Annotated in this window: 13 protein-coding genes, 1 tRNA gene and 1 pseudogene; 7 read left to right on the top strand and 8 right to left on the bottom strand. The window is 53.5% G+C overall.

Going from position 1 to position 16777, the window contains the following annotated elements:
- Together E0L21_RS19720 and vapC are read left to right on the top strand one after the other, a co-directional pair.
- Complete coding sequence (locus E0L21_RS19720) at positions 1-882, top strand: dihydrodipicolinate synthase family protein (RefSeq protein WP_131412468.1); 882 nt, start codon at positions 1-3, stop codon at positions 880-882.
- 130 nt (positions 883-1012) lie between these two features.
- A pseudogene (vapC, locus tag E0L21_RS25260) lies at positions 1013-1416 on the top strand (tRNA(fMet)-specific endonuclease VapC).
- On the opposite strand, the gene E0L21_RS19705 reads toward vapC, so the two are convergent.
- Entirely contained in the window at positions 1413-2483 is a 1071-nt protein-coding gene (locus E0L21_RS19705; RefSeq protein ID WP_131412466.1) for an AbrB family transcriptional regulator, read from the bottom strand. The pseudogene vapC and the gene E0L21_RS19705 overlap by 4 nt on opposite strands.
- A gap of 861 nt (positions 2484-3344) precedes the next feature.
- On the opposite strand from E0L21_RS19705, the gene E0L21_RS19700 reads away from it, so the two are divergent.
- Both E0L21_RS19700 and E0L21_RS19695 read left to right on the top strand, forming a co-directional pair.
- Positions 3345-4019, top strand: a complete 675-nt coding sequence (locus tag E0L21_RS19700; protein ID WP_131412464.1) for a helix-turn-helix transcriptional regulator — start codon at positions 3345-3347, stop codon at positions 4017-4019.
- Between the two features lie 114 nt (positions 4020-4133).
- Entirely contained in the window at positions 4134-5237 is a 1104-nt protein-coding gene (locus E0L21_RS19695) for an alkene reductase (protein ID WP_131412462.1), read from the top strand.
- A gap of 48 nt (positions 5238-5285) precedes the next feature.
- On the opposite strand, the gene E0L21_RS19690 is transcribed toward E0L21_RS19695, so the two are convergent.
- Positions 5286-5567 carry a hypothetical protein gene (locus tag E0L21_RS19690; RefSeq protein WP_131412460.1) on the bottom strand — a complete coding sequence of 94 codons (282 nt, stop codon included), beginning with the start codon at positions 5565-5567 and terminating at the stop codon, positions 5286-5288.
- 243 nt (positions 5568-5810) lie between these two features.
- The gene (locus E0L21_RS19685; RefSeq protein WP_131412458.1) at positions 5811-6119 is read right to left on the bottom strand and encodes a SymE family type I addiction module toxin; all 309 of its coding nucleotides are present in this window, start codon (positions 6117-6119) and stop codon (positions 5811-5813) included.
- Between the two features lie 132 nt (positions 6120-6251).
- Between E0L21_RS19685 and E0L21_RS19680 the strand changes: the two genes are divergently transcribed.
- The gene (locus E0L21_RS19680) at positions 6252-6443 is read left to right on the top strand and encodes a YlcI/YnfO family protein (RefSeq protein ID WP_131412456.1); all 192 of its coding nucleotides are present in this window, start codon (positions 6252-6254) and stop codon (positions 6441-6443) included.
- 143 nt (positions 6444-6586) lie between these two features.
- Here E0L21_RS19680 and E0L21_RS19675 read toward each other — a convergent pair whose 3' ends face one another.
- A complete protein-coding gene (locus E0L21_RS19675; RefSeq protein ID WP_131412454.1) occupies positions 6587-6979 on the bottom strand; it encodes a type II restriction endonuclease in 393 nt (130 codons plus the stop codon).
- A 191-nt stretch (positions 6980-7170) separates the two neighbouring features.
- Positions 7171-7265: transfer RNA gene (locus E0L21_RS19670), tRNA-Sec, on the bottom strand.
- A 289-nt stretch (positions 7266-7554) separates the two neighbouring features.
- On the opposite strand from E0L21_RS19670, the gene E0L21_RS19665 reads away from it, so the two are divergent.
- Positions 7555-8946: a glycoside-pentoside-hexuronide family transporter gene (locus E0L21_RS19665; RefSeq protein WP_131412452.1), complete on the top strand. Its 1392-nt coding sequence runs from the start codon at positions 7555-7557 to the stop codon at positions 8944-8946.
- A gap of 10 nt (positions 8947-8956) precedes the next feature.
- Positions 8957-11275, top strand: coding sequence for an alpha-xylosidase (yicI, locus tag E0L21_RS19660; RefSeq protein ID WP_131412450.1), 2319 nt, complete (start codon positions 8957-8959; stop codon positions 11273-11275).
- Between the two features lie 50 nt (positions 11276-11325).
- Here the strand turns inward: yicI and E0L21_RS19655 are convergent, their stop codons facing one another.
- The 3 genes from E0L21_RS19655 to recG all read right to left on the bottom strand — a co-directional run bounded on the left by E0L21_RS19655 (position 11326) and on the right by recG (position 16775).
- Entirely contained in the window at positions 11326-13062 is a 1737-nt protein-coding gene (locus tag E0L21_RS19655; protein WP_131412448.1) for an AsmA family protein, read from the bottom strand.
- A 121-nt stretch (positions 13063-13183) separates the two neighbouring features.
- Positions 13184-14569, bottom strand: a complete 1386-nt coding sequence (locus tag E0L21_RS19650; RefSeq protein WP_131412446.1) for a nucleobase:cation symporter-2 family protein — start codon at positions 14567-14569, stop codon at positions 13184-13186.
- Positions 14570-14693: 124 nt separating this feature from the next.
- Entirely contained in the window at positions 14694-16775 is a 2082-nt protein-coding gene (recG, locus tag E0L21_RS19645) for an ATP-dependent DNA helicase RecG (protein WP_131412444.1), read from the bottom strand.
- Between the last annotated feature and the right edge of the window lie 2 nt (positions 16776-16777).

Below are 16777 nucleotides of genomic sequence, written 5' to 3'. Positions count from 1 at the left end.
ATGGATTTCACAGGATTGAGCGCATTTCCGCTGTCGCCGCTGCGCGACGAACGGCTGGATGAAACGGCTTACGTGAAGTTGATTGAACGGCTGCGCGTTGCCGGGGTCGATTCGATTGGCGCACTGGGTTCGACGGGGTGCTATCCCTATTTCAGCCGTACCGAGCGGGCTAATGCGCTGCGCCTGGCGACGGAACATTCCGGCGCGGTTTCGGTGATTGCCGGGATTGGCGCGTTGCGCACACGCGATGTGCTGTGGCTGGCGGAAGACGCGCAGAAAGCGGGCGTTAGCGCCGTGCTACTGGCACCGGTTTCCTACCACGGTTTAACCGAAGAGGAAGTGTTCAGCCTGTTTGCTGCCGTTACGCGCGAACTCTCTGTGCCACTCTGCGTGTACGATAACCCCGGCACCACCCATTTCACCTTTAGCGACGAACTGCTGCTGCGTATTGCTCAGTTGCCCAATATTGGCTCAATCAAAATCCCACCGATTTCCGCACCCGAGCGAGCTGCGCGCCTGCGCCCGCGAATTCCGCAGAGCATCACGCTGGGTATCAGCGGCGATGCCAGCGCGGTTGATGGTCTTAGCGCCGGATGCGGCGTCTGGTATTCGGTGCTTGGCGGGTTGTTTCCGCAAGCGGCGTTGGCGATTTCCCATGCGGCGCAGGCAGGAGATTTCACGCGGGCGCGTGCGCACTCTGATGCGCTGCAACCGTTGTGGGACATCTGTAAACGCTACGGCGGTAGCCTGCGGGTGATGGCCACTGCGGCGGAACTGCTGGGTTTAGCGGGCGCATCGTGCTTGCCCGCGCCATTGCAAACGCTCACCGGCGATGCGCGCCGCGAGGTGGCAGACGTAATTGAGCAACTGCGGTTAGCCTGACGATTGCTATTTGAACGTTCCGTACCCCCTCCGGAGAGGCCTGGGATAGCTGGTTTGATGGTGAAAGTGTGTCACCAGATTTTATGGCTGCACGGGAGCAGCCAGGGGAGCAAAACAGGGAAGACTTTTGATGATCAAATTTATGCTGGATACGAATATTTGCATTTTCACTATCAAGAACAAACCTGAAATCGTCAGGCAGGCTTTTAATCAGCACAACGGGCAGATGTGTATCAGCGCTGTCACGTTAATGGAGCTGATTTAGGGTGCCGAGAAATCGGCCATCCCCGAAAAAAATTTGCGTGTTGTGGAAGGGGTTACGGCACGCCTGAAGTGCTGCCATAGGGTGTCGATGCTGCTGTTCATACAGGCCAGTTGCGTGCGGAGTTAGCCAGAGCGGGTACGCCAGTCGGGCCATATCATGCCATGATTGGCGCACATGCTCGCTCACTGAGACTGGTGCTTGTCAGCAATAACACTCGCGAGTTCGCCCGCATACCTGGCTTGCGCTTGCAGGACTGGACCTCGCATTAACCAGATGATTGCGCCCCCAGCCGTTTCGCCACAAAACGGGAAATCGCCGGGCCGGTTATCAGCACCAGGATAAACCTCCCGGTCTGCATCGCCATCACAAACGATATGTCCACCTGGCTTGACGAAGCGATAATCGCCACGGTATCCGCCCCGCCGGGGCTGGTGGCAAGGTAAGCGGTAAGCGGGTCGATCCCGGCGAACTGCACCAGTAACCAGGCAAAACCGCAGCACACTGCGACGAGCGTCAGAACCGACAGCAGCACGCGCGGTAATGCGCGGGCAGCGTAGCAGACAATCTCTCGCGTAAAACGTAAACCAATACTCCAGCCAATCATCGCGTAGGAGAGCGCCAGCAGCCACGGCGGCAATTCCAGCGACAGCAAACCGGTATCTTCAACGATTATTCCCAGTGCCAACGTTATCAACATTGGCCCGGAGGGAATTTTTACGCAGCGGGCAATCAGGTAACCTGCTGCAATTACCAGTAATGTTCCGGCAAACGGTAGCCAGCGCACCGGGCCGAACAACGTAAAGGTGGCGACCACGTGATCCGCGTTCTCAGTGCCCATCCACATGCGGGTCACCAGTACTGCGACCAGCGCCACGATCATCACCCGCAGATACTGCATAAACGCCACCAGACGGACATCCGCGCCAAAGCTCTCAGCCATAATCGTCATGGCCGCCGCTGCGCCTGGCGACGATCCCCAAATGGCTGTTGAACCGGGGAAAACCTGCAATTTCGCCATGATCCAACCAAGAATCGCGCTGGCGAAAATAACGGAGAAAATACAACTGATAAACAGTGGCCAGTCGGCGGCGATGCGGCCAAACACGGACGGCGGGATCGCATGCGCAATCATCGCACCGACCACCGCCTGCGCGGCGGCGAAGTATTTTTTACTGACGGTAACCGGCCGGTTGAAGATGGCGAGAATAATGCCGGAAAACATCGGCCCCAACAGGAGCGCGGCAGGCAGATGGATGAGTTCCATTACGGCCACGAAAAGCAATGAAAGGGCGATAAGCTGTAACCAGTTGCGAAACCAGGGCGTGTTTATCGCCATCAGCGGCACCCCCTGCACACCGCCGCAGCGGCGGTAAAATCAATCAACGGCATAACGCTTCCCGAAAAATAACATGTTGAAAAGCAAGGTTGGGTCTTTGAATGTAAGTGTTCTTCTTCATCCCTGCAAACGCACTTTCCCTCCCGGCAAGGCAATTTGGCAGATATTACCTATAATCCCAAGGGGGATTTACCGTGTTTTGCTTAGCCAGCATATTTGTCAGCGTGAACTCTCCATAAGCGCTACGGCAGACGATGTTTTATTAGCGAATATTTATTCGCGAGAATATATTTTTTCTAATTCAACTATTTTCTGCTTTCCTAATAATTTGATTGGTATGGGCTATTACACCCATAGGTTTTGATGTTTGTGAAAATTCCTAATCTCTTATTGGTTTCCTTGCGTAATGTAACCTTAGTGACTAATTTTTTATTACTCTGTGTTACTGTTTTTATTTTATGAGTTCTAACTTATTAAATTTTAAAGTTTTTCTGTTTTTTAAGCATGTTAAACTTTATTGCTGCATTTTTATTTAATTTAAAGCTAATACTTTTGGACGATTACTTCCTAAAACTTCGTTTTTTCCTAAGTGAAATTTATTCCCAGGTACCCATGGCTTTCATTATGGATTAAACGGCTTTTTTTATGGATTTTATGGCTACTACTGAAATCGTTCATTTAAGCATTCTTTGGTGAAAGCCATGGGCGGTAGCATTTTTTTGTGCTTTATTTATTTGATTATTTTTTAAATTAATAATGGTATCGTGATGCCAAACGCGATATCACATTTCAAATTAAACGAAGACATAATTTTGTTTTCGCCATAATTCGCTGGCAAATATTATTTCCCGGAGGTTGGATATGTATATCATCTCTCAGGATAGCTATTTTGTCATGGGCATGGATAAGCTGCTTAAAGCCATTAACCCACATGCAACGCATACGCTGGTTGCCTATGATCGGGGAGATGGGAAAATATTGTTTTTTAGTATGAACTCATTGCTCTATATTTTAAGTGAAGAAAAAGGGTTTAATTCTTTTATTTGCACTCGATTTATTACAATCGATAAATCCTCTTCGGTATCTTTGCTGCGGCACGAGATCAGAAAGATACTTAACTTTCTGAAGGGGCATGAAGAGATCTCTTCCTTTCGCGAAGTCCACTTTAGCGCGACGGAATATAAAATTATGTTGCGATTTCTTGATTATCAGTCCAGTGACGCGATTTCGCAGTCACTGGGTATTGATAAGAAAATCGTCAGTAATTATAAAAATGCGATATTACGTAAACTGGGTTTAAACAGTATGGCGGAGCTTATCCATATTTATAATAACTGGAACGACTGTTTTTGTTGCTCCGAAGGAAAAGTCATGGCGGATGCGATATTTCTTCCCCGTATCGGGACGAATGAGCTAAAGATGATAAGACGCGCGAATAAGCCTGCTTCAGAACCTGTGGTTTCACCTCTTTACTCTGGCAGTTTCTGTCATATACCTGCGTTGCGGACTCGTCAGCGTTCTTTATTGACCATGTAGCAATAGTTTATTGCTTTTGTTGCTGTTTATTCAAAACTCTTGTGCGCCTATCCTGCTTCGCATCAGGTTGTTAACCGCAACCACATCGACCGAATCAAGTAAGGATAAGCCACCATGTTATTCGATAAATATTCTCTGAATACGCTCGCGTTAACTAACCGGATTGTGATGCCGCCAATGACCCGCTCCCGAGCCGGAACGGGTGATGTGGCCACCGACATGATGGCGGATTACTACGCGCAGCGCGCCAGTGCCGGGCTGATTATCAGCGAAGGTACACAAATCAGCCAGCAGGGTCAGGGATACGCCTGGACGCCGGGTATTTACAGCGATGCGCAAATTGCTGGCTGGAAAAAAGTGACCGATGCGGTGCATCACGCGGGCGGCAAAATTTTTGCTCAGTTGTGGCATGTGGGGCGCGTTTCCCACACCGTTTTGCAGCCCGGTAACGCGGCACCGGTTTCCTCTTCGGCGATTCAGGCCGAAGGCGTAAAAGTGTTTGTCGATGTGGAAGGGCGCGGACCGGAAAATGGCGTGGGCGATATGGTGCAGCACTCCATGCCGCGTGCGCTGGCTGTGGAGGAAATTCCCGCTATCGTCAACGATTACGCACAAGCGGCGCGTAACGCAATTGCTGCCGGTTTCGATGGCATCGAATTACACGGCGCGAACGGTTACCTGATTAACCAGTTTATTGATTCGCAGTCGAACCTGCGCGACGACGAATACGGCGGTTCGCTGCAAAACCGCCTGCGCTTTATGAAAGAAGTGGTGGAAGCCGTTTCTGCGGCGATTGGTAAAGAACGCGTCGGTATTCGCCTGGCTCCGCTTACTACGCTGATGGGTTCACGCGATGATACGCCGGAAGCCACTTATCTCGCGGCGGCGAGCGTTCTGAATGCGATTGGCATTGCTTACATTCACATCGCCGAAGCGGACTGGGACGACGCGCCGGTGATGCCTGCGGCGTTTAAAGAAGCACTGCGCATTATTTTCCACGGCACGCTGATCTACTCAGGCAAATACACGCCGGAGCGCGCAGAAGAAGCGCTGGCGAAAGGCTGGGCGGATTTAATTGGTTTTGGCCGACCGTTTATCGCTAACCCGGATCTGCCGTACCGCCTGCAACATAACTTGCCGCTGAACGAACCGGTCAGAGAGAAATTCTTTGGCGGCGGCGCAGAAGGCTACCTGGATTATCCATTACAGAAAGCGTAATAACGAACGGGGGCAAGTGCCCCCTTTTTTGCGTGCTGCAAACCGCCGTCAGAAATCATAGGCATTAATAACTTTCATTAATGCCGTGTCATTTTTGTATTTTTCCCGCAGCGTTTTGAGCTGAACCACCGCTTTGCCGCAGGTGGCTTGCAGGCTGGCATCCAGCTCTTTCTGGCGCTGCTCGTCGAGATCCGAATCCTGCTCGCCGGCGAAATGCTCGCACTCTTCGGCAAGGTTGCGGAAATCCTGAACGTCTTTCGGCAACGGGGCGGCAGCAAAACTGGTGTTGAAAATAAAGGCGGTGGAGAGAATAAAAAGGAAGCGCTTCATCGGTTGTTGTCTGTGGAATTTCGAGGCGCTTATCTTACTCCTTAAAAATGGCGATGGAGAGGGGGAAACGAACGACTTTTAACACGTTTTTTGGCGTGCAATATTGAACCGATGCTGCCGATTTCACCGCGTTCTTCCCACCGTAAAACACCTTCCAGGTTGGTCTTTTCATTTCCTTCCGCCCCGGCAAATACAGCCTGCCCGCAGGCACGCTGTATTTGTCATGCTGCAAATCGGCAGGATTCAGTCTGGCCGTGATTGCAGATACGCGTTTTTCATGACGTCCTTCACTTCCCTGAGCTGCTTGCGCGTTTTATCCAGCGCCGTCGCCAGCCACTCCTCTTTATCACTGTATTTCACCAGCACGATGCAGCCCTGCATCACTTTCACCAGAATATGTTGCCCGGTATTAAACCCGGCATCGCGCAGCCACTTGCCGGAAAGCGTGATGCTCGGCGTGCTCGCGTCGCCCTGATTCGGGCGATATCGCACAATTACGTTGTGCTCGGTTCCGGCGATGGTGAAGTCTGAGGTAGAATGCGGATCAGCCATTATCAACTCCTTGATAGTTGGGGATGGTTAGACGCTCCGGTTGTGTTCCTGCACATCGGAGCGTTGTTTACGAAATCCAATTTCATGTGGTAGGTACCACATGAACATAACGTAACCGAAGTGGTACCTACCATGCAAGAAAAAAAGAAGCTTAATTTTGATCGAACCAAAAGCACGATGAAGAACATCCGATTTGAGGATGATCTTTTGGAACAGATTGAGAAAGCGGCGGGAAAAGGGAATTTTAGCAAGTGGGTTAAAGAGGCTTGTAGGTTGCGGTTTGAGGTAGAACGCGAAAAAGAAAAAGAAAAAGAAAAAGAATAAAAAATATTATTTTTTTATTCTGAGCGAATTAGAAAATTTTCCCTTAATTATGTTTCTTCTATAAATATATTTCTAAATATTGATGGGTAATTATTTTTTTACGCCATAATTATACTAGCGACAGTGAATCAAAACAGGCATGGTTAATTTTCTCGCCAATTTTTAATTAACCCCTCATGCGAAGCAGTTCCAATTTTTATTAATATAATCTGCAGGTTATCATTCGTATCATATCCTATGATTATATTGTCGCCTTCAGCAGCATTATCCATAACTTCATTTTGAGTAAAATAGAGACGATACTCTGATCTCGACAAATGTGAAGTGCGAGCGTCATACCAGGTAACTTGTGCACGATTTGAGACTTGAGATCCCCGTATAGAGAATTTCGCATCGCATTTAAATTCATCTATACCTAATAAAGCTTTTAATTCTTTAACTCCGTTAAACTCATGCTGATGTGATTTTTCTGGATTGGCTTCTACAGATGATAATGTTTTGATGCAAGAGGCCCGAAAACGAATAGCAGCAGTCATATATTCATCCTTTTAAGAGTGAATCTCTAATTTATCAGATAATAGTGAATATAATATTGGCTGAATTGCTGATATTTGGAACCATCTCACATAAATTTAAATATATCTTTTGGGGAGGCCAATAAATATAAGCTGGAGGAATAAAGAATGTGCATTAATAAGTTATTTGAATATTTGGTAGAAGTTCATTTTGGCGGAAGATCACAGGAGTCGAACCTGCCCGGGACCGCTGGCGGCCCCAACTGGATTTGAAGTCCAGCCACCTCACCGGAGATGACGATCTTCCGCGCCTGCATTGCTACATGGAGGCGGGGCGCATTATAGCTACTTTCAGGCATTTACCACATACTTCCGTCATAAATTTTCTCATTGTGCTCCCGCCGCAAACGGTTGTTTAAGATAAATCTTCATCTTTTCCATGGCTTAGCTATTTTTCACCCGCTAAAGGAACCGTGATCACAGAAAAGAATAAACGTAATCAGATAACTAGAATTCGCAATACCCGGCTGAAATCCAATCGTTTACAACGTCTGAAACCGCTTTCTGCGTATTTTTCATGCGTAAAGGAAACAAAAATGGACAGTCAGATTATTTCTGTGAAAGAAAAGATTGGCTACGGCATGGGAGACGCCGCCAGCCATATCGTCTTTGATAACGTAATGCTGTACATGATGTTCTTTTATACCGATATCTTTGGCATCCCCGCCGGGTTTGTCGGCACCATGTTTCTGCTGGCGCGTGCATTAGACGCCGTTTCGGACCCGTGCATGGGGCTGCTCGCCGACCGCACCCGCAGCCGCTGGGGTAAGTTCCGTCCGTGGATAATTTTCGGCGCGCTGCCGTTCGGCATTGTGTGCGTTCTGGCCTACAGCACGCCGGATCTCAGCCTCAGCGGCAAGATGATCTACGCCGCTGTCACTTATACGTTACTCACTTTGCTTTACACCGTGGTCAACATTCCTTATTGCGCCCTCGGCGGTGTGATCACCAACGACCCGCAGCAGCGCATCTCGCTGCAATCCTGGCGCTTCGTGCTGGCGACAGCGGGCGGCATGCTCTCTACCGTGCTGATGATGCCGCTGGTGAAACTGATTGGCGGCGATGACAAAATTTTCGGTTTTCAGGGCGGCATCGCGGTGCTCTCCGTGGTCGCTTTTATGATGCTGGCGTTCTGCTTCTTCACCACCAAAGAGCGTATCCAGGCGCCGCCGAGCACTACCGGCATGCGCGAAGATCTGCGCGACATCTGGCAAAACGACCAGTGGCGCATCGTGGGTCTGCTGACCATCCTCAATATCCTCGCGGTCTGCGTGCGCGGCGGCGCGATGATGTATTACGTCACCTGGATCATGGGCGATGCCGCCATTTTCACCGCGTTTCTCACTACCTACTGTGTCGGCAACCTGATTGGCAGCGCACTGGCTAAGCCGCTCACCGACTGGAAATGCAAAGTCACCATCTTCTGGTGGACCAACGCGGCGCTCACCGTGCTTAGCATTGCCATGTTCTTCGTGCCGGTTCAGGCCAGCGTCACCATGTTCATCTTTATCTTCGTTATCGGCGTGCTGCATCAGCTGGTTACGCCGATCCAGTGGGTGATGATGTCCGACACCGTCGATTACGGCGAATGGTGCAACGGTAAACGTCTCACCGGCATCAGCTTCGCGGGCACGTTGTTTGTGCTGAAACTTGGCCTCGCTTTCGGCGGTGCACTGATTGGCTGGGCGCTGGCGGGTGGTGGTTACAATGCCACGGCGCAAAGCCAGAACGGCGCCACCATCAGCATCATCATTGCGCTGTTTACGCTGGTTCCGGCGGCCTGCTATTTGCTCAGCGCCTTTATCGCCAAACGCTACTACACCCTGAAAACACCGCTTCTCAAAACGATCATGGAACAGCTGGCGCGTGGCGAGCACCGCAGCCAGCAACGGTTTGGGCATGTTTCACCACGGGAAGAGTTACTGTAAGGAGTCATGCATGAAAATCAGTGATGGCAACTGGCTTATCCAGCCGGGTCTGATATTGATCCAGCCGGTGCAGGTGTTTGAAGTCGAACAACAGGGTAATGAGATGGTGGTCTATGCCGCCCCGCGCGACGTGCGCGAGCGCACCTGGCAACTGGATACGCCGCTCTTCACCCTGCGTTTTTTCTCGCCGCAGGAAGGGATTATTGGCGTGCGCATCGAACATTTTCAGGGAGCAATAGATAACGGCCCGCACTTCCCGCTTAATGTTGCGCAAGACGTCCACGTGGAAATGCGCAATACCGACGATTTTGCCGAGCTGCAAAGCGGCGCGCTCAGTGTGCGCATTGGTAAAGGTGAAAACTGGGCGCTCGATTTCCTGCGCGATGGCGTGCGCATTACCGGTAGCCAGTTGAAAAACAACGGCTACGTGCAGGATGGCAACAGTGGTCGCAATTACCTGTTTGAGCGGCTGGATTTGGGCGTGGGCGAAACGGTGTATGGCCTCGGCGAGCGTTTTACTGCGCTGGTGCGCAACGGGCAAATGGTGGAAACCTGGAACCGCGACGGCGGCACCAGCACCGAACAGTCGTACAAAAATATCCCCTTTTATCTCACCAATCGTGGCTACGGCGTGCTGGTAAACCATCCGCAAGCGGTGGAGTTTGAAGTGGGTTCGGAGAAGGTGTCCAAAGTGCAGTTCAGCGTTGAGGGCGAATATCTGGAGTATTTCGTGATCGACGGCCCAACGCCGCAGGATGTGCTGAACCGCTATACGCAATTTACTGGTCGTCCGGCGTTGCCGCCAGCCTGGTCGTTTGGTTTGTGGCTCACCACCTCGTTTACCACCAACTATGACGAAGCGACGGTTAACCGCTTTATTGACGGTATGGCGGAGCGCCAGCTACCGCTGCACGTTTTCCACTTCGACTGCTTCTGGATGAAGGCTTTCCAGTGGTGCGATTTTGAGTGGGATCCGGTGACCTTCCCGGATCCGGCAGGAATGATTAAACGCCTGAAAGCGCGCGGGCTGAAAATCTGCGTCTGGATAAATCCTTATATCGGCCAGAAATCGCCGGTGTTCCGCGAGCTGAAAGAGAAGGGCTATCTGCTGAAACGCGCGGACGGTTCACTGTGGCAGTGGGATAAATGGCAGCCGGGGCTGGCGATTTATGATTTCACCAACCCGGAAGCCTGCCGGTGGTATGCGGATAAACTCAAAGCGTTAGTGGCGATGGGCGTGGATTGCTTCAAAACCGACTTTGGCGAGCGCATCCCGACTGATGTGGTGTGGCATAACGGCGCGTGTCCGCAGAAAATGCATAACCATTACGCCTACATCTACAACGAGCTGGTGTGGAACGTGCTGAAAGAAACCGTTGGCGAGCAGGAAGCGGTGCTGTTTGCCCGCTCGGCATCTGTCGGCGCGCAACAGTTCCCGGTTCACTGGGGTGGCGACTGCTACGCCAACTATGAGTCAATGGCGGAAAGCCTGCGCGGCGGGCTATCGATTGGCCTGTCTGGTTTTGGTTTCTGGAGCCATGATATTGGCGGCTTTGAAAACACCGCACCCGCGCATGTTTACAAACGCTGGTGCGCGTTTGGCCTGCTCTCCAGCCACAGCCGTTTGCATGGCAGCAAATCTTATCGTGTGCCGTGGGCGTACGATGACGAGTCCTGCGATGTGGTGCGCCACTTCACGCAACTGAAATGCCGCCTGATGCCGTACCTCTACCGGCAGGCAGCACTGGCACACGAATCCGGTTTGCCGATGATGCGCGCCATGATGCTCTCCTTCCCGGACGATCCGGCTTGTGACTATCTTGACCGTCAATACATGCTTGGCGATGCGCTGCTTGTCGCGCCGGTGTTCAGTGAAGTGGGTGATGTGCAGTTTTACCTGCCGGAAGGACGCTGGACGCATCTGTGGCACAACGACACATTACCCGGCAACTGCTGGCATAAACAGCGCCACGACTTTATGAGCCTGCCGGTTTACGTGCGGGATAACACATTGCTGGCGCTCGGCAGCAACGACCAGCGTCCGGACTACGCCTGGCATGACGGTACCGCTTTCCAGTTGTTTGCGCTGGAAGAGGGACGCGAAGCGTTATGCGACGTGCCGGATGCCAGCGGTGCGGTGATCTTCCGTTTGCGAGCCAAACGCAACGCGGGGGTGATCACTGTGTGTAGCGAAGGCGAGGGGCACAACTGGACGCTGTGCCTGCGCAATATCGCGCAGATTGCGGGTGTACAAGGTGCCACGCAATCCGGCAGTGAGCCGGGTGTGGTGCTTACGCCGCAGGGCGGGGAGATCCGCATTACGCTGTGAGTTTTTGCTTCGCAATATTCCTCTCCCGTGAGGGAGAGGAAATGTCATGTTCAGGGAGTCGGCTGAGGTGAAGGCGTTGATGTGGGTTCCGCCGGAGGCGCGACAACGCCGCCGGATACCACACCGCCATGCATGTTCTGCTTGATTTGCTGTTTCTGCACGTTAATGGCGGAAAGCTCGGCGTTCACCGACGGTTTAAGCGGCGCATCGGCGCGCACGCTGCCACTGGCGGTGAGCTGCAGATTTCCGTCGCCGCTGATGGGTAGCGCCGGCCAGCCCCACTCCTGCAATACATTCACCGGCACGCCGCGCCCGTTCAGGCTGAGGTTAACGCTGCGATCCGGTGTTTGCGCAACCACCGCTTTGGCTTCCAGCAACCCTTGTCCGGTAAACGCGCTTAGCTCGCTGATGGTGACGACATTACTGTTGGCGTTCAGCGCCAGTGACGGGCGGCGTACGTCCACGCGGTTAAAGGTGGCGGCAGCGGCATTCAGTTTCGCCGTTCCACCCCATACACCCCACTTGCGCTCGCGCACCAGTTGCAGGTTATCGCCATAGCCGTCCAGAGCCGTTAGCTGCCAGGGAAATGCCGGGTCGATATCAATCACCAGGTTGCGGCTGGCGCTGAATTTTTTCAGCGTGACGGTATTCAGCCACGTTGGTAAATCCTCCATCCACAGCTGTTTCCAGTTTTCCGGCAGCGTGTATTCCAGCCCGGCAAACGCGGTGTCATCAAGTACCAGCGCATGCCCGGCGCGATACCAGTTGCCGGAGGTGCGTACCATGCCGTTTTCCCAGCGCGAGGTGAACTGTTGCAGCGCAATGCCCTGCGGCGAGAAGTTAGCATTGAGGATTGGGTCGAACAGGTGCAGCGAACCGTAAATAAACTCGCTGGCGTTCATCGACAGTTTACCGTCCTCGCTTTTCCAGTCGCCATTGGTGAGCGTCAGGTTGCGCAAACTCAAATCGAGATCGGTGACCGCCCAACCCGGCCCTTGTAAACGGGCGTCGGTCACTTCAACGCGGCCAATTTGTAGCGACGGCAGGGTGGTTAATGGATTAAAGAAATCGAGCAGCGACTTATCGCTTTGCAGGCGGATATCATTCAGACGCAAATTGTTTACCACCCAGCTGCCATCGGCGGCGCGCTGCGCGTCTCCGGTCAGAGAGCCGCGCGCCATATCCGCACCAATAGTGGTCAACGTAACGACATCTTTATCGATACTGCCCTGAATCAGCACGTTACTGGCGGGAACGCCGTTTAACGTCAGCGAACCGGCGCTCATCTGGATCTGTGCTTTACTGCCCAGCACACTTCCCGCGACTGGCTGCCACGGCGCAACGCCGCCGGTGACACGCTGGGCGCTGAGATCCCAGCCGGTGGTCGGGCTGTTAAACGCCATATTGCTTAATTGCAGACGGTCGGCCTGGAACGGCAGAGGTGCGGCTGCCGGGGAAAGATTCAGCGTGCCGTCCTGTAACAGAATGGTGTCGGCATGCAGCGGATCGGTAAGCTGGCGGCTGCTCAGGCCGATATCCACCGTTTTGGCGACCAGCGTCGCCGGTTTGCCTTTACGGCCAAAATTCACGCTTTTCAACAATATATGGGAAGGGGAGGAGAAGCGGTGATCGATCGCTTCGAAAGTGAGGTGATAGTCACTGTTGTCGTTTACCCACTTGCTGACCTGTGTTGCACCCCAGCGGGTTTGCAGCAGGAAATAGCAAGCGATGACCGCCACAAGCAGGGCGATAACAACGACAAGGAGCAGCTTTCCAAGAAATTTCATGATCTTCCATCCCCAGTTGCCAGTCTGGCAGTTATGCACGATTTATGCGCAATGCTCAAGGGCGGAATGATGAAAGGGCGTTACGGCGGCAACGGTTTTTATCCCGTTGCCGCGGGGTTTATCAGTTTTTCTCTGGTGGAAAAATCAGATTCAGTACAATCGCGGTGATCCCGCCTGCGGCGATGCCGGAAGAGAGCAGGTTTTTCAGCCAGTCCGGGGCGAATTGCAGGATTTGCGGCTGCTGGGAAACGCCCAGGCCAACGGCCAGCGACAGTGCGATAATCAGGATCGCACGGCGGTTCAGCGGCTCGCGGGAAACAATGCGCACGCCGGATGCGGCGATCGTACCGAACATCACCAGCGTTGCACCGCCGAGCACAGGCTCAGGCAGTTGCTGCACAAAAGCGCTGACTGCCGGGAACAGGCCAAGCACCATCAGCATCACCGCAATGAAGAAGCCGATATAACGGCTGGCAACGCCGGTCAGTTGAATAACGCCATTGTTCTGGCCGAAGCAGGAGTTCGGGAAAGTGTTGAAAACAGCGGAAACAAATGAGTTGAGGCCGTTTGCCAGCACGCCGCCTTTCAGGCGTTTCATATACAGCGGGCCGGCGACGGGCTGCTCGGAAACATCAGAAGTTGCGGTGATGTCACCGATGGTTTCCAGCGAGGTGATCATAAATACCAGCATCAGCGGTAACAGCAGGGTCCAGTCAATGCTCAGCCCGTAGTAAAGCGGCGTCGGCACCATAAAGGAGGTTGCTGGTGCGCTATATGCCGGCAGCATGCCCATAAACATTGCCAACACGTAACCTACGGCCATGGCGATCACCAGCGAAGCGATACGTAAATAGGGGTTACGCTGGCGGTTAAGCAGAATAATCAGTCCCAGAACAACGCCTGCCAGCAGCAGGTTTTTCGGGGCGCCGAAGGTGTGGTTGCCCATCGCGGCAAAACCGCCGCCAACGGATGTCAGCCCCACCTGAATCAGCGACAGGCCGATAATCATCACTACCACGCCGGAAACCAGCGGGGTAATAATGCGGCGCGCGAACGGCAGAATGCGGGATATAACCATTTCGGTGCAGCTGGCCAGCATCAGGGTACCGAACAGCGCAGCCATCATCGTAGGTACGTCCGCACCGCCGGTTTTCAGCGCGGTACCGCCCATAATCAGTGGCGCCACAAAGTTAAAGCTGGTGCCCTGAATCGAGAGCAACCCGGAGCCAACCGGGCCCCAGGCTTTGATCTGGATAATAGAGGCTACGCCTGAGGCGAACAGCGACATGCTGATAATGTGCTGAGTGTCCTGAGCCGGTAAACCCAGCGCCTGGCAGATAAGTAGCGCGGGCGTGATAACGCCAACAAACATTGCGAGCAGGTGCTGGAGCGCGGCAAACAGGGTTTGCGGCAGCGGCGGGCGATCTTCAAGTCGGTAGATCAGTTCGCTGGGTTGAGTCTGCGCAACCGGTTGCGCACTTTCTGACTCGATGGTGTTTACGGACATCTCAAGCAATCCCCTGATGGAAAAGCGCTGATTTTATCGGACTGTTTGGTAAAAGCAAACGGTTGCTATGCTAAAAACATACTTTTCTAAGGGGTGTTCATTTTACGGGATAAGGTTCTAAAACTCAGGCGTTGGAATAGCGTTCTGTTTCTGGCATCCAGCGGTCGATCAGCGCTTCGGCGAGCTGCGGATAACGCTCATGAATATGGCGGGCAACGCGTTGTACTTCCGGGATCATCGCCTGATCGCGCAGCAGGTCGGCGACTTTGAATTCCGCGTTGCCGGTCTGGCGAGTACCAAGCAGTTCGCCGGGGCCGCGAATTTCCAGATCTTTTTGCGCAATCACAAAGCCATCGTTACTGTCGCGCAGCACTTGCAGACGTTTTTGCGCCGTTTTGGAGAGCGGGGATTTGTAGAGCAGAACGCAGTGAGAAGCTACCGCACCGCGCCCAACGCGGCCACGCAACTGGTGGAGCTGCGCAAGACCGAGTCGCTCCGGGTTTTCGATAATCATCAGGCTGGAATTTGGCACATCCACGCCCACTTCAATCACCGTGGTCGCGACCAGCAGATGTAACTCACCCTGTTTGAACGCCTGCATTACCGCCTGTTTTTCCGCCGGCTTCATGCGACCATGAACCAGGCCGACATTCAGTTCCGGTAGCGCCAGTTTCAACTCTTCCCAGGTCGCTTCCGCCGCTTGTGCTTCCAGCAGGTCGGACTCTTCAATCAATGTACAAACCCAGTATGCCTGGCGGCCTTCGCCGGTACAGGCGCTGCGCACGCGGTCGATAATCTCGCTGCGGCGTGTATCCGGGATGGCAACAGTGGTGACCGGTGTGCGCCCTGGCGGTAGCTCGTCGATCACCGAGGTATCAAGATCCGCGTAGGCGGTCATCGCCAGCGTGCGCGGGATCGGTGTTGCAGTCATAATCAACTGGTGCGGGTGAAAACCCTGCTGCTGGCCTTTTTCCCACAGTGCCAGGCGCTGGTGAACACCAAAGCGGTGCTGTTCGTCGATAATCACCAGCGCAAGGCCGTTAAACTGCACCTGTTCCTGGAAAATCGCATGGGTGCCAACCACCATTTGTACCTGACCGCTAGCAATTGCCTCTTGCTGTGCCTGGCGTGCTTTGCCTTTTTGCTTGCCCGCCAGCCAGCCCACTTCCACACCAAGTGGCGTAAACCAGTTGCGGAAATTGTTGGCGTGTTGCTCTGCCAGCAGCTCGGTAGGCGCCATCATCGCCACTTGTTTGCCATTGGCAATCGCCCGCAGCGCCGCCAGTGCGGCAACCAGCGTTTTACCGGAGCCCACATCGCCCTGCACCAGGCGCATCATCGGCATATCCAGCGCCATATCACGCTCGATCTCCGCGACCACGCGCGTTTGTGCGCCAGTTGGTTTAAACGGCAATGAAGCCAGCAGACGGTTTTTCAGTTCATCTTTGGCGCTGAGTGGTTGCGCATGATAACGCTGCGCCCCGGCGCGCAACGCCAGCATACTGAGGTTGTGCGCCAGTAATTCTTCAAGGATCAAACGGCGCTGCGCCGGGTGCTGCCCACTTTCCAGATCGCTTAATTGCAGTGACGGTGGCGGGCGATGCAGCGTATGCAACGCCTCCGGCAAGCTCATCATGCCTTGTGCCAACTCCGGCGGCAGCAGTTCGCTGATGGCGCAGGTTGCCAGCAGCTCCAGCGCCTGGTCAGTGAGTTTGCGCAGTGTCGCCTGCTTAATGCCTTCAGTGGTCGGGTAAATCGGCGTCAGAGTTTCCTGCAATTCCGGGGTGCTGAGATCGCCCTGCACGCGGTATTCCGGATGGATCATCTCCGCGCCGTACTTCCCGCGTTTTGCTTCCCCGTAGGCCAGCACTCGGCGACCCGTGGCAAGGCTGTTTTTCATTGCCGCGTTGAAGTTGAAAAAGCGCAGGGTGAGAATGCCGGAACCGTCGCTAATCTGGCAGGTCATCATTCTGCGGCCGCCAAACGTGATATTGCAGTTCAACACTTCGCCTTCCACCGTGGCGTAAACGCCCGGCAGCAGGTCGGCAATCGGGTAAAGTTGGGTGCGATCTTCGTAGCGAAGCGGGAGGTGAAGCAGGAGATCCTGAACGGTATGCAGGCCGATTTTCGCTAGCTTGCTGCTCTGCGCCGCGCCGACACCGGTCAGCGAATTTAAGGGCACCGCATCGAGCAGCTTACCTTTCATCG

Source organism: Kosakonia quasisacchari, from assembly GCF_004331415.1.
Taxonomy (GTDB): Bacteria; Pseudomonadota; Gammaproteobacteria; order Enterobacterales; family Enterobacteriaceae; genus Kosakonia; species Kosakonia quasisacchari.
Note: the sequence above shows the minus strand (reverse complement) of the source record. Positions and strands in the feature narration are given on the sequence as shown.

Excerpts from the sequence above, each read along its gene's own strand:
- E0L21_RS19720 (WP_131412468.1), top strand. The coding sequence starts at position 1 with ATGGATTTCACAGGATTGAGCGCATTTCCGCTGTCGCCGCTGCGCGAC.
- E0L21_RS19705 (WP_131412466.1), bottom strand. The coding sequence starts at position 2,483 with ATGGCGATAAACACGCCCTGGTTTCGCAACTGGTTACAGCTTATCGCC.
- E0L21_RS19700 (WP_131412464.1), top strand. The coding sequence starts at position 3,345 with ATGTATATCATCTCTCAGGATAGCTATTTTGTCATGGGCATGGATAAG.
- E0L21_RS19695 (WP_131412462.1), top strand. The coding sequence starts at position 4,134 with ATGTTATTCGATAAATATTCTCTGAATACGCTCGCGTTAACTAACCGG.
- E0L21_RS19690 (WP_131412460.1), bottom strand. The coding sequence starts at position 5,567 with ATGAAGCGCTTCCTTTTTATTCTCTCCACCGCCTTTATTTTCAACACC.
- E0L21_RS19685 (WP_131412458.1), bottom strand. The coding sequence starts at position 6,119 with ATGGCTGATCCGCATTCTACCTCAGACTTCACCATCGCCGGAACCGAG.
- E0L21_RS19680 (WP_131412456.1), top strand. The coding sequence starts at position 6,252 with ATGCAAGAAAAAAAGAAGCTTAATTTTGATCGAACCAAAAGCACGATG.
- E0L21_RS19675 (WP_131412454.1), bottom strand. The coding sequence starts at position 6,979 with ATGACTGCTGCTATTCGTTTTCGGGCCTCTTGCATCAAAACATTATCA.
- E0L21_RS19665 (WP_131412452.1), top strand. The coding sequence starts at position 7,555 with ATGGACAGTCAGATTATTTCTGTGAAAGAAAAGATTGGCTACGGCATG.
- yicI (WP_131412450.1), top strand. The coding sequence starts at position 8,957 with ATGAAAATCAGTGATGGCAACTGGCTTATCCAGCCGGGTCTGATATTG.
- E0L21_RS19655 (WP_131412448.1), bottom strand. The coding sequence starts at position 13,062 with ATGAAATTTCTTGGAAAGCTGCTCCTTGTCGTTGTTATCGCCCTGCTT.
- E0L21_RS19650 (WP_131412446.1), bottom strand. The coding sequence starts at position 14,569 with ATGTCCGTAAACACCATCGAGTCAGAAAGTGCGCAACCGGTTGCGCAG.
- recG (WP_131412444.1), bottom strand. The coding sequence starts at position 16,775 with ATGAAAGGTAAGCTGCTCGATGCGGTGCCCTTAAATTCGCTGACCGGT.